The 14,181-nt window shown below is 70.0% G+C and carries 16 protein-coding genes and 1 tRNA gene; 7 read left to right on the top strand and 10 right to left on the bottom strand.

All coding sequences use genetic code 11. The annotated features are described in order from the left end of the window. Positions 1–37: 37 nt before the first annotated feature. From VGR32_RS03905 to VGR32_RS03890, 4 genes are all read right to left on the bottom strand, one after another. Positions 38–292, bottom strand: coding sequence for a hypothetical protein (locus tag VGR32_RS03905; protein ID WP_327448242.1), 255 nt, complete (start codon positions 290–292; stop codon positions 38–40). Continuing rightward, positions 292–576, bottom strand: coding sequence for a hypothetical protein (locus VGR32_RS03900; RefSeq protein ID WP_327448240.1), 285 nt, complete (start codon positions 574–576; stop codon positions 292–294). The genes VGR32_RS03905 and VGR32_RS03900 overlap by 1 nt, the downstream gene beginning before the upstream one ends. 4 nt (positions 577–580) lie before the next feature. After that, positions 581–793: a hypothetical protein gene (locus VGR32_RS03895; protein WP_327448238.1), complete on the bottom strand. Its 213-nt coding sequence runs from the start codon at positions 791–793 to the stop codon at positions 581–583. Positions 794–1,193: 400 nt separating this feature from the next. After that, positions 1,194–1,967, bottom strand: a complete 774-nt coding sequence (locus VGR32_RS03890) for a glutaredoxin (RefSeq protein WP_327448236.1) — start codon at positions 1,965–1,967, stop codon at positions 1,194–1,196. Positions 1,968–2,035: 68 nt separating this feature from the next. Between VGR32_RS03890 and VGR32_RS03885 the strand changes: the two genes are divergently transcribed. After that, positions 2,036–2,449: a MerR family transcriptional regulator gene (locus tag VGR32_RS03885; RefSeq protein WP_327448234.1), complete on the top strand. Its 414-nt coding sequence runs from the start codon at positions 2,036–2,038 to the stop codon at positions 2,447–2,449. Positions 2,450–2,452: 3 nt separating this feature from the next. Here the strand turns inward: VGR32_RS03885 and VGR32_RS03880 are convergent, their stop codons facing one another. The 4 genes from VGR32_RS03880 to VGR32_RS03865 are packed head-to-tail and all read right to left on the bottom strand — an operon-like array spanning position 2,453 to position 6,178. Further along, positions 2,453–2,908 carry a DUF411 domain-containing protein gene (locus tag VGR32_RS03880; RefSeq protein WP_327448232.1) on the bottom strand — a complete coding sequence of 152 codons (456 nt, stop codon included), beginning with the start codon at positions 2,906–2,908 and terminating at the stop codon, positions 2,453–2,455. Further along, a complete protein-coding gene (locus VGR32_RS03875; protein ID WP_327448230.1) occupies positions 2,908–3,342 on the bottom strand; it encodes a copper resistance CopC family protein in 435 nt (144 codons plus the stop codon). Before VGR32_RS03875 ends, VGR32_RS03880 begins: the two co-directional genes overlap by 1 nt. Positions 3,343–3,353: 11 nt before the next feature. Then, positions 3,354–4,418 carry a copper resistance protein B gene (locus VGR32_RS03870; RefSeq protein WP_327448228.1) on the bottom strand — a complete coding sequence of 355 codons (1,065 nt, stop codon included), beginning with the start codon at positions 4,416–4,418 and terminating at the stop codon, positions 3,354–3,356. Between the two features lie 8 nt (positions 4,419–4,426). After that, on the bottom strand, positions 4,427–6,178 hold the full coding sequence (locus tag VGR32_RS03865; protein ID WP_327448226.1) for a copper resistance system multicopper oxidase: 1,752 nt from the start codon (positions 6,176–6,178) through the stop codon (positions 4,427–4,429). A 114-nt stretch (positions 6,179–6,292) separates the two neighbouring features. Here VGR32_RS03865 and VGR32_RS03860 point away from each other — a divergent pair, with 114 nt between their 5' ends. Beyond that, entirely contained in the window at positions 6,293–6,772 is a 480-nt protein-coding gene (locus VGR32_RS03860) for a nuclear transport factor 2 family protein (protein WP_327448223.1), read from the top strand. Positions 6,773–6,775: 3 nt separating this feature from the next. Here the strand turns inward: VGR32_RS03860 and copD are convergent, their stop codons facing one another. Both copD and copC read right to left on the bottom strand, forming a co-directional pair. Next, complete coding sequence (gene copD, locus VGR32_RS03855; protein WP_327448222.1) at positions 6,776–7,681, bottom strand: copper homeostasis membrane protein CopD; 906 nt, start codon at positions 7,679–7,681, stop codon at positions 6,776–6,778. A 1-nt stretch (position 7,682) separates the two neighbouring features. Then, entirely contained in the window at positions 7,683–8,048 is a 366-nt protein-coding gene (gene copC / locus VGR32_RS03850; RefSeq protein ID WP_327448220.1) for a copper homeostasis periplasmic binding protein CopC, read from the bottom strand. Positions 8,049–8,261: 213 nt separating this feature from the next. Between copC and VGR32_RS03845 the strand changes: the two genes are divergently transcribed. From VGR32_RS03845 to gspF, 5 genes are all read left to right on the top strand, one after another. Continuing rightward, positions 8,262–8,359: transfer RNA gene (locus VGR32_RS03845), tRNA-Leu, on the top strand. Positions 8,360–8,524: 165 nt separating this feature from the next. Continuing rightward, positions 8,525–9,400 (top strand): type II secretion system protein N, encoded by an 876-nt coding sequence (locus VGR32_RS03840; RefSeq protein ID WP_327448218.1) that lies wholly within the window; start codon positions 8,525–8,527, stop codon positions 9,398–9,400. Beyond that, positions 9,400–11,469, top strand: coding sequence for a type II secretion system secretin GspD (gene gspD / locus VGR32_RS03835; RefSeq protein ID WP_327448216.1), 2,070 nt, complete (start codon positions 9,400–9,402; stop codon positions 11,467–11,469). Before VGR32_RS03840 ends, gspD begins: the two co-directional genes overlap by 1 nt. After that, positions 11,466–12,959 (top strand): type II secretion system ATPase GspE, encoded by a 1,494-nt coding sequence (gspE, locus tag VGR32_RS03830; protein WP_327448214.1) that lies wholly within the window; start codon positions 11,466–11,468, stop codon positions 12,957–12,959. The genes gspD and gspE overlap by 4 nt, the downstream gene beginning before the upstream one ends. Further along, entirely contained in the window at positions 12,959–14,173 is a 1,215-nt protein-coding gene (gene gspF / locus VGR32_RS03825; RefSeq protein ID WP_327448212.1) for a type II secretion system inner membrane protein GspF, read from the top strand. Before gspE ends, gspF begins: the two co-directional genes overlap by 1 nt. Positions 14,174–14,181 lie beyond the last annotated feature (8 nt).

Below are 14,181 nucleotides of genomic sequence, written 5' to 3'. Positions count from 1 at the left end.
GGGAGTGGACCCCTCGGAAAGCGCCGATGCCGGACTTCTATCTCCCTACGCCGAGGCCCTTTACCCGGCAGTCCCGATAGAAGTCGGCGATCGACATGCGCACCTGAATCCGCGGATGGCCGTGGGCGTGGCAAGCCGTGCAGGTGAAGCGGTTGGCGACCTGGGCATAGGTCATGTCTGGGTCGAAGCGGGCGAGGGCGTCGGCCGCCGGCATCTCGGCGCGGTGGCCGCACCAGCAGGAGATCTCCAGCCCGATGCCCTGCTCGAGGTTGGCGCGCATCGGAATGCTCATCAGATCCGCACCATGACGACGTCCTCCTCGGAGCGATCGGGACGGCACACGAAGTTCGCCTTGCCCCAGCAGTGGAGACGCTTGCAGTCGACCGTGCGGCCCCACAGCTCGTAGCCGGCGCCCTTGCTCCGTTCGATGCGCTCGAGGTCGACCTTCATCTGCAGCCCGCAGTGCTGGCACATCGCGTAGACGCGCCAGCCGGATCGCCGCAGGTCGGCGACCGTGGGGGCCGCGCCCCGCCAGTTGGACGCCGTCCACTTGCGATAGCGAGGGTTGCCGCCCATGGCTTCAGTGCGCGGTGGCGACTTCCAGCGTGAGCTCAAGCCGCCCCGCGTCGTTGACGGCCTTCGGCCTCGGGATGAAGCCGGGGTGTGAGGCCTCGATCTCGCGGACGAGTTGGCCAAGGCCTGCACGGGAGTCGGATCCCGGCTGAGAAAGCAGCACCTCGGCCAGCTCCCACATCTGCGCGGCAACGCCTTTGGCGATGTCGGTGTCGGTCATGTGTCCTCCGTCGCGCCACCGACCGGTCAGCTCTGCGCTCAACCGCTTCGCTGAGCAAGGTCGGCGTTCCGTTTTTGTTCCCTCCGCTGTGGATGGGCCGGTCAGTCCTATCGCCGCCGACGCAGGCTCCAGACCAAGCCCGAAAGGGCCGTCACCAAGACGGCAAGTGCGCTGATGTGCTCTGGGGTACCTACGCTTGGTTCATGCGGCTGGAGGACGGCCGAGTGGTAGAGGTCTACGCCTTCTACGACAGCTTGGCGTTCAACGACCTGTAGCAGCGGGTGACGCAGCGCTGACACGATGAGGCAGACCTCTGCAAGTGGCCCGCTTGCCGACGGGCCGCTTTGCGCCAAAAGTGAAAATCAATTGCTGGCCTGAACGCAAACGCTCAGATGCGGTTTCACATCCGCATCAGAGCCGCCACCGGGCTGAGCTTCATCGCCAGCATCCAGACCGCCATGGCGATCATCATCAGGTTCTCGGTCAGCGACAGGAAGCCCAGCGGCACATTGCTGTCGCCGCCGACGCAGGCGCACTTCAGCTCGCGCTTGTCGATGTAGACGGCCTTGAACACCGAAACCGCGCCCATGCCGCCGATGAAGAGGGCGATCGGGACCGACAGCCAGGTCAGGACCCCCGCCAGCATCAGGGCGCCCGCTCCGAACTCGGCGAAGGGATAGACCTCGCCGTAGGGCACCCACCGCCTGGCCAGGAGGTCGTAGTTCAGGAACATGGTCGAGAAGCTCTCGACGTTCTGCAGCTTGAGCATGGCCAGAGCCATCATCGACAGGGCGATGAACCACTCGCCCGCCTGAACCGTCAGGGGCGTGCCGTGGACCGTCAGGCTCAGCATCGCCGCCATCACGGCCGTGGTCAGGAAGACGACCAGCACGGGCGTGTAGGTCAGGGCCTTGGGGTCGCGGACCTTCAGGCCCAGGAAGCGACGCAGGTCGTCGTGGCCGCCGATGCGCCGGCCGTCGATGAAGACCTGGGGCGTGGTCGTGACCCCGTGCTCGGCCTTGAAGGCGTCGACCGCCTCGCGGCTGGTCAGCCAGCGATCGTCGACGGCGTAGCCCCGGCTCTTCAGCAGGTGACGGGCCTTGAGACCCCAGGGACAGGTGTGGCCGGGCATGACCATCCGATGGAGGACGGCGGTACGGGACGGGTCTGACATGTTGCGCTCCTTGGCTTGGCGATCCGGAGCGCTCTGCTTAAGTTCCGTACTCAAGTACGGAGTCAACCATGAAGGTTCGAACGATCGCGGGCTTGGCGCGCGAGGGCGGCGTGGGCGTGGAGACGATCCGCTTTTATCAGCGGCGCGGCCTGATGCCGAAGCCCGAGCGATGGTCCTCCAGCGGCGTGGGCGAGGGCATCCGCCGCTATGGCGACGAGGATGTGCGGAGGCTCAGGTTCATCCGCTCGGCCCAAACGGCGGGCTTCACCCTCGAGCAGATCAGGGAGCTGCTGTCGCTGGACGCGGGCGAGGATCGGGAGCGGGCCCGAGCACTCGCCGCCGAACGCCTGGAGGCGCTGGACCGGACGATCGCCGATCTGGAGCAGGCGCGGGCAGGCCTTCGGCGGCTGGCGGGCGCCTGCGCGTCGAAGGACAGCGGGCCGTGCCCGATCATCGCGGCGTTCCAGGGCGAGTCCGCCTGAGGCTCAGGCTCCGTTGTGGCGCCCGAAGACGGTCGCTTCGCCCGCGCGGTTGACCAGCAGGGTGACGTAGGGCTGGCGGCCCGCCGCCTCCATGCCGGGCGACCCGGCGGGCATGCCGGGCGCGGCCAGCGCCACGGCCGCGGGGCGATCGCGCAGCAGGCGCTCGACGTCGGCGGCGGGCACATGACCCTCGATGGCATAGGCGCCGACCACGGCGGTGTGACACCCGGCATAGCGGTCCGGCACGCCGTATCGGGCACGGATCGGGGACAGGTCCTCGCGCTCGACTACCTCGACCGTCCATCCCGCCGCACGCATGTGCGCCACCCAGCCGTCGCAGCAGCCGCACCACGGCGTCTTGTAGGCCGTCATCCGTCGATCCTGCGCCATCGCCGCGCCGGCCGAGGCGAGAGCGACGGCGCCGCCCAGCAGCAGGCGGCGGGTCAAACGGGCCGTCATCAGTGGACCATGAAACGGACGGCGGCCGTCATCTCATGGCCGTCCGCGCCTTCAGCAGTCCAGTTCAGCACGTAGTTGCCGGGCGCCAGCGTCGGCAGGTCGGCCGACACCCGCGTGGTCGCGGCGGAGGCGGCGACCGGGACGGTCACGGGGGCCTGACCTTCGGCCGTCACGGTGACGGCCTTGAGCGTCATCGCGTGCGGGAAGGTCGCGGTGAACCAGTCCGGCGAGCCGTTGGTCATCGCGCCGTCCGCCGGACTGGTGACGACGCCGTGGGCGGCATGCCCGGCATGATCGGCGTGCGCCGCGGCGCTGTGGCGGGACGGCGGATCCTGGTCGGCCTTCTGGCAGCAGCAGCAAGGAGCCGCGGCGTGCGTCAGGGAGGGGACCATGAGGGTCAGGGCCAGAGCGGCGGCGGGGATGATCTTGCGCATGAACAGGTCTCCTAGAACCAGGCCTTGAGGCCGATGACGAACCGGGTGTGCTCGGGCTCTCCGCCCGCCGCGCGGGTGAAGTCGGCGGTGTCGCCGAGCTCCCGGCTCCACTCCACGCCCACATAAGGCGCGAACTCCTTGGCGATTTCATAGCGCAAGCGCACGCCCGCCTCGACATGGGTGAAGCCCGAGCCCAGACCGAGCTCCGGCACGTCGGAGGCCGAGGCCTCGACCTCGAGGCGCGGCTGCAGGATCAGGCGCTGGGTGATGCGCTGGTCGTATTCGGCCTCGACCCGCGCGGTCAGGTCGCCCTCGGTCGACAGGAAGGCGGCGGCGTCGACCTCCCACCAGTAGGGGGCCAGGCCCTGAAGCCCGAGAACCAGATGCGTCGGATCCTCGCCGTCGCCGCGGAAGTCCTGGCGCACGCCGGCCTGCACGTCCCAGAAGGGCGAGATGGCGCGGCTGTAGAGGGCCTGGACCTCGCCCTCGGCCTCGCCGTCGAAGTCACCTTCTCCCTCGGACTTCCACCAGAAGCGGTTGATGTCGCCGCCGGTCCAGCCCGCGACGTCCCAGGTCCAGCTTTCCTCGCCGTCGCCGAAGCCCGCTTCCAGCCGGTCGATGATGACGGCGGTCGCCCGCATGTCGCCGTTCTCGCGCTTCAGGACGTCGCGGGCGCGGGCCATCCGGTCCGCACCCCAGATGGCATCGGCGGCATGGGCCGGGCCGGACAGGGCGGCGGGCGGCAGGGGCGGCTGGCGCGGACGGCCCTCGTCGTCGGCGCTGGTCGGGACGTCCGGAGGACCGCCGACGGAATGGCCGCCCATGTCATGACCTGCGTGGGGGTCGGACTGTGCGGGCATCGCATGACCCGCGTGAGGATCAGAAGCCGGTGACGACGCGGGCATGGTGTGCCCCGCGTGCGGATCGGCGGTCTGCGTCGGCGCGGGCACGGCGTGGCCTGCGTGCGGGTCAGCCGCCGGGGCCTGCGCCGGAGGCCGGGCCGGTGCCGCATGGTGGCTGTGATCCTGCGCGGCCGCCGCTCCGGCGACGAGCAGCAGGGGGGCGAGCGCGCTCATCAAGCGGATCATGCCGCGTCTCCATCCAGCGGGCGGACGGTGACGACGTTGAACATTCCCGCGTGCATGTGCATCAGCATGTGGCAGTGGAAGGCCCAGTCGCCGGGCGCGTCCGCCGTCAGGTCGAAGGTCACCTTGGACCCCGGCGCCACGTTGACCGTGTGCTTCAGAGGCTGATGCCCGGACGGGCCGCCCGTCACCAGCTCGAAGAAGTGGCCGTGCAGGTGGATGGGGTGGGCCATCATGGTGTCGTTGACCAAGGTCACGCGCACCCGCTCGTTCCGCTCGAAACGGATTGGTTCGACGATCTCGGAGAATTTGCTCCCGTCGAAGCCCCACATGAACCGTTCCATGTTGCCGGTCAGGTGGATCTCGAGGGCCCGAGACGGCGGCCTCTGGTCCTTGTTGGGGGCCAGCGACACCAGGTCGGTGTAGACCAGCACCCGGTGCGGGACGTGCTCCAGCCCCATGGGCCGCTCACCCAGGCGGTTGGCCGGGTCCGACGAGATCATGTCGACCCCGACGCCGACCGCCATGCCGGCGGGGGCGTTGTCCGGGTTGCGCATGTCGTGGTCCATGCCGCCGTGACCCGTGGCGGAATGATCCATTCCGTGTCCCATGGCCGAATGGTCCATCCCGGCCATCCCTCCCATGCCCATGTCGCGCACGGTCAGGGTCGGCCCCTCGCGCAGTGGCGGAACCTCGGCCGTCATGCCCAGACGCGGCGCCAGCGTCGCCCGCGCCATGCCGGAGCGGTCCACGGACTCGGCGACCAGGGTGTAGGCGCGGTCCTCGGTCGGCCGGACGACGACGTCATAGGTCTCGGCGACCGAGATCTGAAACTCGTCGGTCTCGACGGGGCGCACGTTCTCGCCGTCGGCGTTGACCACCGTCATGGCCAGGCCCGGGATGCGGACGTTGAAGATCGACATGGCCGAGGCGTTGATGACCCTGAGCCGCACCCGCTCGCCGGGCCGGAACAGGCCGGTCCAGTTCTCGGCCGGACCATGGCCGTTGACCAGATAGGTGTAGGTCGTGCCGTTGACATCGGCGACGTCGCGCGGGTCCATCCGCATCTGGCCCCACATCCGGCGGTCGGCCAGCGACATCCCGTCCTCGCCGGAGATCAGGCCCGATAGGGTCGTGCGCGACTGGTTGAAATAGCCGGGGCTCTTCTTCAGCCGGTCCAGGATCTCGTGGGGGTGCAGGAAGCTCCAGTCCGACAGGACGATCACATGCTCGCGGTCGTAGGTGACCGGATCGGCCCTCGCCGGATCGATGATCAGCGGCCCGTAGTGGCCCATCGCCTCCTGCAGGTTGGAGTGGCTGTGGTACCAGAAGGTGCCCGACTGGATCACCGGGAACTCGTACTCGAACGTCTCGCCCGGCCGGATGCCGGGAAAGCTGACGCCCGGTACGCCGTCCATGTGGAAGGGCAGCAGCACCCCGTGCCAGTGGATCGAGGTGTCCTCATCCAGGGTGTTGGTCACCGAAAGCCGCGCCGTCCGGCCTTCGCGCAGCCGGATCAGCGGCGCGGGCAGGGTCCCGTTCACCGTGATGGCATGGCCTGTCCGGCCGCCGACGGTGAAGGGCGAGTGGCCTACGCTCAGCCGCACGTCGGGGCCTTCCAGCGTCGGGAGATCGGCGCGCAGTCCCGGCGAACCCGTTTGCGCCCAGACGGGCAGCAGGCCCTGCGCGGCCCAGGCCGTGGCCGCGCCGCCAAGTCCCTTCAGAAGTCCTCGTCGATTTCGTTCGATCATGGGATAGGGTCTCGATTCCATGGCGCAGACTTGCACTGCGTACGTTGGTACAGAGTCAACGGCATGGCCTGCGACCGACTGTCCCTTCACCCATACGCCCGTTCGGAGCCGATGATGACCCGCCTGATCCTTGCCGCCTTTCTCGGCCTCATCGCCGCGCCGGCCGCGGCTCAGGACGCGACGCCCTCCCCTTCGGCGGTGCGATCGGCCGATCCGGTCGCGGTCTCCGCCGTCACGGCCGTCGAGGGATTCCACGCCGCCTTGAAGTCGGGCGACGGCGACGCCGTTCTGGCCTTCCTGGCTGAGGACGTCGTCGTTCTGGAAGGCGGCGGGGCGGAGCGGTCGCGCGACGAATATGCTCACCACCATCTCTCCGCCGACATGGCCTTCGCCGCGGCCACGACGGCGGAGGTCACGCGACGCGCCGCATGGGTGGAGGGCGACCTGGCCTGGGTGCTGACGGAGGGTCGGACGACCGGCGAGTTCAACGGCCGCGCGGTCAACAGCGTGACGGCGGAAACCATGATCCTTCAGCGAGGACACGATGGCTGGCGCATCCGACATGTCCACTGGTCCTCGCGGACGCCGCGCTGAGCTTCACATGGAGGCGGGCGGCGACTGAACGCCCATTGCCGCGACCAGCCCCAGCAAAGCGACGCCGGCGGCCAGTTCCAGACCGACGCTAAGCCGCAGGCTGTGGACAGCTTCTGTGCCGTCGCGCCCCTCGGTGAGCGCCTGATTCAGCCTCGGCGTCAGGCTGTAGCGGTTCTGGGCCGCCAGCCAGATCATCAAGAGAAACAGCGCCAGCTTTGCGACCAGCAGCTGCCCCCAATCGGAGCTCGTCAGAAGTCGGGAGCCATCGGGGCCGACCAGGAAAGCCGCGTTCACCACTCCACTGAAGGCGAGGGCCGCCACGGCCGCGGTTCCGATCGTCCCGAAGCCAGTTAACGAGCGTGCCGACGCGTGGACGTCGTTGGCCTCACGATGAAGCAGCAGAAGGGAAAACCCTATCAGCGCTCCCAGCCAGACCGCGCCAGCCAAGGCATGGACGATGTCCGCCATAAGGTGAATCCAGCCGGCGGGCCCTTGGCTGGACGCCCCGTGCCCACTCCAGGCGAAACTAGCCGTGGCCCCGGCGAAAAGGGCGGCGGCCACCAGCGCCGCGGACCGTCGCCCGCCTCCGAGCAGCAAGACCGTCGTTCCCAGCAAGGCGAGCCCCGCGCGGACGACGTGAGCGGTCCCCAAGCTCATGGACTGGACGACATATCCGATCGCGGCGGCGTCGACCGCCTCCCAGCTGCCGGCCATCATCGCCGTCTGGCCAAAGAGTCCGAACGCGGAGGCCACCGCCAGAACCAGTCCCGCGATCATCGCCACCCGACGTCCCGAGGTGCCCGGAACGGCGGCCGATGCGTAGACTTGGAACAACGGCAGTCCGAGCGCCACGACGGCCGAGCCGAACTGCACCCACCGCAGGGCGACGACGGTCAGATCAATCGGCACGTCAGCGGACGGTGAAGCTGTAGTTCCCGGTCATGCGATGCCCGTCGGCCGCCGCGATGGCCCAGCTCACTTGGTAGACCCCTGCGGGGAGCGGGGCCGCGAACGTGCCGCCTAGGGTTTTGCCGTCTTGATAAACGGTCTTGGTCAGTGCGACCGCACGGCCCCTTTGGTCTTCGACTCGGACCGTCGAAAAAGGAGCGGCGAAGCGGTCGCTGAACGTCAAGGCGATGGTGCGAGGAGAGCTGACCGTGGCGCCGCTGGCCGGCGTGGCGGCCAAGAGCCGGGCGTGCGCGAACACCGGCGGCGCGGCGAGAACGGCCACGGCGACAGCGGCCAACGGGATGATACGACTTGAGAGCACTTCCACGAAATCCTTCGGTTGGGGCCGCGCGGGCGTTCTCCCGCGAGCCATCGTCTCCACACCCTAACACAGATCCGGACGCGGCCGATCCCGCAGTGCACCGCGGACTTGCGGCAACGTTCGGCGGCAACGCCACCACGGCTCCGGATAGTCGACGTTCTGGAGGTCCGCGAAGAGTCAGGAGCGGGCCTGCTGACTGGCTGTTCGCGCCGCAACAGCGCCGCCCTTTGGCGAACACTCTGAAAATACTTCAATCCGGCCGGACTCAAAATCCGGTTCCGCAAGGAGTGTCGGTTCGAGCCCGACCCGGGGCACCAACACTTTGCTCGCTGCCTGAGGGCGGCTGAACGCATCCGACAGTATCGTGACGGTTCCGCCGTGATCGGCGCGAGTTTCGCGGAAGCGCCGCCCAAACGTCACAGAGCCATGAGCGCCGTGCACGGACGCATCGTCTAGGACGAACCCGCCCCGTCGGAGGGGTGGTGCGGGGCGTCGCCGTGATCGGTCGGGTGCGTCAGGAAATCGGGCGGGCGGGCACGCGCTTCGTCGCGCTGCGGGCGCGGCCGGAAGGCCTGCGCCTGATGGCCGAAGGCGCGCTGGCCGTGCTGATCCTGGGCCAGACGGCGCGCGCGGCGCTCTCGCTTCTCGCACCCGCCGCCGAAGCCTCCACGCCGCCCCCCGTCGCGTCCGTGGCCCGACCCGACGCGTCCGTCTTCACACGCAGCGACGCCTTTTTTCCGGGCGCCGCAACGCCGGCCGACCCCGCTGCGGCCGGGGCCGTCGACGGCCTGCGCCTGTTCGGCGTGCGCGCCGGCGACGGCGGAGCGGGATCGGCCATTCTGGGTCTGGCGGACGGACGCCAGCTGTCGGTCGGCGTGGGGGAGGAAATCGTTCCCGGGCTCGTGCTTCGCACCGTCGCGGCCGACCACGTGACGGTGGCGCGGGGCCCCGTGGTCGGACGGGTCGAGTTCGGGGAAACGGCCGGCGCCCCCGCGCCGCCTCCGGCCCCGTCGACCCCACAGGTGGTCGCGCCGCCCCGGACCGAGCCGACGGCCGAAGCCCGGGCCGCGGCGCCCGTGGTCGATCCCCGGCGATTGATCGGCCAGGCGTCCCTGCGCCCGCGCATGAAGGGGATGTCGGTGTCGGGCTTCACGGTTTCGGCCGCCGGCGACGGGCAGGCCCTGCGCAGCGCCGGCCTCCAAACCGGCGACGTCATCCTGGCCGTCAACGGCGTCGAGCTGAACGGCATGGGCGCGCTGTCGGGCCTGCGGGCCGAACTGGCCGACGCGACGACCGTGGACATCCGTTACGAGCGCGCAGGCCGCGTCTCGACCACCACCATCCGGACGGGACGCTGATGCAAGGTTTCAGGACGGGCCTGCGGGGCTCCGCGTTCGGCGTGATGGCCGCTGTCGCCATGGCCACGGCCCTGCTGCCCACCGCGGCGGCGGCGCAGGAGCGCCAGATCCTGAACGTGCAGGGCGCGGACATCCGCGCCTTCATCCAGGACATCGCCCGCACCACCGGCCGGACGTTCATCGTGGACCCGGCCGTCACGGGCACCGTCACCGTGACCAGCGACCGGCCGCTGACGCGCGCGGAGGTGTACGACGTCTTCCTCTCGACCTTGCGCGCAAACGGCCTGGTGGTCATCCCGACCAGTTCGGGCGCCTACCGCATCGCGCCGGCGCAGGGCGCCGCGCAGGGCCCGGCGACGGTCGGGGCCGAACGCTTCGGCACCGAAGTCTTCGTGCTGAAGGACATCGACGCCGCCTCGGCCGCCGAGACCATCCGTCCCCTGATCGGCGCGCAAGGCCAGGTTCTGGCCAATCCCAACAGCAACACCATCGTGGTCGCCGACTTCGCCGACAATCTGCGCCGCGTACGCCAGCTGGTCGAGCGCATCGACGTGGATTCGAGCGAGATCGTCGTCGTCTCGCTGGAGAACTCCAACGCCCGCGAGATCGCCGGCGTTCTGGACGACGTGCTGGCGCCGCCGGGGGGGCAGCCCGGGACGGGTCTGGTGTCGGTGACGGCCGTGGAGAGCTCCAACTCCATCATCCTGCGGGGCGAGCCGGCGGCGCTGGCGCGCGTGCAGGGCCTCATCGCGGATCTGGACCGGCGGGCTCTTCAGAACGACGACGTGCGCGTGATCTTTCTTGAGCACGCCGACGCCGAACAGCTGCTGCCCGTGCTGCAGCAGGTGGTCGGTCAGCCGGTCGCGGGCGCGGCGCCGGTCGCGACTTCGACCGCCGCTTCCTCCGACGACGGAGAGACCGCGCCGCAGGCGGTGACGGCGACCACCGCCACCGGCCAGCGCGCCACCATCGCCCGCTATTCCGGCGCCAACGCCCTGATCATTTCCGCCCCGCCGGAGACGCAGCGGATGCTGGCGGACGTCATCGCCCAGCTGGATCGTCGCCGCCCGCAGGTGCTGATCGAAGCCATCGTGGTCGAGCTTTCGGACGACGCCGTGAAGGAGCTGGGCGTGCAGTGGGTGCTGGCGGGCGAGGACGGCAACCCGGTGGGCTTCACCAACTACAGCGACCGCAGCGCACCGCTGCTGCCGATCCTCGGCGGCGTCGCGGCCAATGAAGAGCTGGACGAGGACGATCCCCTGCTGGAACAGGCGCGCGACCTCGCTCTGAACAGCCTGCTGGGCGCCAACGGCTTCATCGGCGGCGGCGCCGGGCGCATCGGCGACGGCCTGTTCGGCTTCATCATCAACGCGGCGAAGACGGACGCGGGTTCCAACCTGCTGCAGACGCCGTCGGTGATCACGCTGGACAACGTCGAAGCCAACATCCTCGTCGGGCAGGAGGTGCCGGTGACCACCGGCGACGTCCTGCTGGACGGCCAGACCAACCCGTTCCGCACGACCGAGCGCATGGAGATCGGCGTCCGCCTGACCGTCCGCCCCCAGATCAATGCGGGCGACAGCGTGACTCTTTACATCCGGCAGGAGGTGTCCAGCGTGAACGGCATCCTCTCGAACAGCGCCGGCGATCTGGTGTTCGACACGCGGGAAATCGAGACGACGCTGGTCGTCGACGACGGCGACATCGCCGTGGCCGGCGGCCTGCTGGACCAGAACGAGCGCGTCTCCGTAGACGGCATTCCCGGCTTGCGCGACCTGCCGGTGGTGGGCGGCCTGTTCCGGTCTGAGAGCCGCCAGCGCGGCCGCACCAATCTGATGGTCTTCATCCGCCCGACCATCGTCCGGACGCCGGAAGACGCCCGGCGCCTGTCCGCGGACCGCTGGGGCTACATGCGCGACCAGCAGCTGCGCGTGGCGCCGGATCAGGAGCCGAGCCTCGACGAACTGCTCCGCGACTACATCCGCACCCAGCCTCCCGTCCCGCCGCAGTATCTGGAAACCGCGCCCGCCGCGCCGGTGGCCCCGGTCGAGGGCCAGCCCCTGACATGACCGCCTTCGCCGCGCCCCGGCTGCCCTATGGCTTCGCCCGCAAGGCCGGCGTCGTGCTGCTGGACGTGGGCGACACGGCACGCGTCGGGCTGCGCGAGGGCGCCGATCCGCTGGCGCTGACCGAGGTCCGGCGCGTGCTGGGAATGGGGCTGTCCGTCGAACGCCTGGGCCGCGCCGAGTTCGACCGGCGCCTGGCCGACGTCTACGCCGGGGACCGTGTCGGTGACGAGGCGGATATGGCCCTGCCCGACGGGCTGGACGGCATGATCGACGACCTGCCCGCCGCCGCCGATCTGCTCGACGGGTCGGACGACGCGCCGGTCATCCGCATGATCAACGGCATCATCGCCGAGGCGGTGCGCGCGGGCGCTTCGGACGTGCACCTGGAGCCGTACGAGACGGCGCTCGTGGTCCGTTTCCGGGTCGACGGCGTGCTGCGAGAGGCGCTGAGCCTGAACCCGCGGATCACGCCGCTTCTGGCGTCGCGGGTGAAGGTGATGGCGCGGCTCGACATCGCCGAGAAGCGCGTCCCGCAGGACGGGCGCATCCCGCTTGCACTGGGCGGCAAGACGCTGGACGTCCGGGTCTCGACCCTGCCGTCGCGGGCGGGCGAGCGCGTGGTGCTGCGCATCCTCGACAAGGATCAGGGCGACCTCGGTCTGGCCGACCTCGGCATGGATCCGGCGTCGCTGGAAACCTTCGAGGCGGCGCTGCGCGAGCCGAACGGCATCATCCTGGTCACCGGGCCGACCGGGTCCGGCAAGACCACCAGCCTGTACGCGGGACTGTCGCTGCTGAACGACGCGACGCGCAACATCCTGACCGTCGAGGATCCGGTCGAGTACGCCGTCCAGGGCATCGGTCAGACCCAGGTGAACACCAAGGTCGGCATGACCTTCGCCGCCGGTCTGCGGGCCATCCTGCGCCAGGACCCCGACGTGGTGATGGTGGGCGAAATCCGCGACGTGGAGACGGCGCAGATCGCCGTGCAGGCCTCCCTGACCGGTCACCTGGTGCTGTCGACGGTGCACACCAACGACGCGGCGGGGGCGGTCACGCGTCTGCGCGACATGGGGGTGGAGCCGTTCCTGCTGGCGTCCACCCTGCGCCTGATCGTGGCCCAGCGGCTGGTGCGGCGGCTGTGCACCGTCTGTCGCCGTGAGGAGGCGACCGACGCGGCGAGCGCGAAGCTGATCGGAATAGAGGCCGGTACGCGCGTCTGGCGCGCCGTCGGCTGTGCCGTCTGCAACCACACCGGACATCAGGGTCGCGTCGGCGTCTATGAGATGATCCGCGTCGACGAACGCGTGCGCCGCCTGATCGCGGCTGAGGCGGGCGAGGACTCCATCGCCGAAGCGGCCTTCGAGACCGGGGCGGACCTGCCGACGCGGGCGCGCGATCTGGTGCTGGCCGGCACGACCTCGCTGGAAGAAGCCGTGCGTGTGATCCGCCGGGACGCGGGCGCCGCGCCGGACGAGGCCGCGGCCTGATGGCGGCGTTCGACTATGTGGCGCTGGACGCCGGCGGGCGTCGCGTGACGGGCGCCGTCGAGGCGACCGACGAGGTCCGCGCCCGAGGCGCCCTGCAGAAGCGGCGGCTGATGCCGCTGGAGGTGAAAGCGGCCGTCGGCCTCACGACGACCGCCGCTACCGCGAAGTCGAAGGGTGCGCGTCTGCCGGCCCGGTCGCTGGCGCTGATCACGCGTCAGCTGGCGACCCTGATCGCCGTCGCTCCGGTCGAGGAGGCCGTACGCACGCTGGCGCTGCAGGCTGATCGTCCGGCTGCCCGCCGCGTGCTGGAAGGCGTTCACGCCGGGGTTCTGGAGGGCCGCCGCCTGTCGGACGCCATGGCGCGCCAGGGACAGGCCTTTCCGCCGCTTTACCGCGCCATGGTGGCGGCGGGCGAAAGCTCCGGCGGTCTCGGCCCGATCCTCGAGCGTCTGGCCGAGGGTCTCGAGCGCGACCAGCAGGTGCGCGGCAAGGTGATCACGGCGCTGGTCTACCCGGCCGTTCTGGCCGTGGTGGCGCTGGGCGTGGTGATCGCCCTCATGACGCTGGTCGTGCCCAAGGTGGTCGAGCAGTTCGACAGCATGAACCAGACCCTCCCCCTGTTGACGCGGATCGTCATCGCCGTCTCCGACGCCATGCGGACGGGCGGCTGGATCGCCGCCCTTGCCGTCGTCTGCGGGGCCGCCGGAGTCGGAGTGGCCCTGCGGCGGCCGGCGCTGCGGCTGAAGGCCGACACGTGGATCCTGACCCTGCCGGTGATCGGGCGGCTGATGCGCGACCTGCACGGGGCGGCCATGGCCCGGACGCTGGCGGCGATGATCGCATCCGGCCTTCCGGTGCTGGAGGGTCTGACGATCACGGCGCGGACGGTCGCCAACATGCGTCTGCGACAGGCCACCGAGTCGATGGCCGAGGCGGTGCGTGAGGGTGGGGGTCTGGCGGCCGCGATGCGGCGCGCCGGCGTCTTCCCCCCGATCCTGGTCCACATGACGGCGTCGGGCGAGAACTCCGGCCGGCTGGAGCCGATTATGGACCGCGCCGCCGACTATCTGGAGCGGGAGTTCACCACGTTCACGGCGGTCATGCTCAGCCTGCTGGAACCCATCGTCATCGTGGTCATGGGCGGCGTCGTGGCCGTGATCGTGCTGTCGATCCTGCTGCCCATCCTCCAGATCAACACCCTGGCCGCCGGTTGAGAGACGCC

Source organism: Brevundimonas sp., assembly GCF_035935935.1.
Classification (GTDB): domain Bacteria; phylum Pseudomonadota; class Alphaproteobacteria; order Caulobacterales; family Caulobacteraceae; genus Brevundimonas.
The sequence above is the reverse complement of the archived record's forward strand: the minus strand, read 5'-3'. Positions and strand labels throughout refer to the sequence as shown.